This window comes from Bacillota bacterium (assembly GCA_013178045.1).
Lineage (GTDB): Bacteria > Bacillota > Ch66 > Ch66 > Ch66 > Ch66.
Map to the genome: position 1 here is coordinate 1 of JABLXP010000021.1, position 398 is coordinate 398.

Below are 398 nucleotides of genomic sequence, written 5' to 3' on the forward strand. Positions count from 1 at the left end.
TCTAAAAGAAAACTGGGTAGGGATTGTTGCCTCACCAGGAACAAACGATTAGGTGCCATTGAGGGACAAATTCAGCACAATCTGGCGCGGCGGATGAAACGTTTGGGGGCCAGATGGACAATTTCTGGCGGAGACCGGATGGCCCGCGTTTTAGCCGCCAAAGCAAATTGGGAGCTTACCAACCATACTGCGCGCTGGTTGGTAGACCACCAGAAATTAAAAGAAATTGTGCATGTAAAGCCAGTCGAAAAACAAAAGGCAGAGGACGTGGAAAAATGGTTGCGGGCATCAGTACCGGCATTAAAGGGGCCATTTGCCGACCGGCCGTGGATTAAGCATGTATTACGAGAACTGGCCCGGCCAAATTATGCTGCCCTTATTTGTTAACCTGTTCCCTG

The 398-nt window shown here is 50.0% G+C and carries 1 pseudogene; it reads left to right on the forward strand.

Annotated features, from left to right (window positions below):
• Positions 1-387, forward strand: a pseudogene (locus HPY81_08965) (ISLre2 family transposase).
• Positions 388-398: the final 11 nt, after the last annotated feature.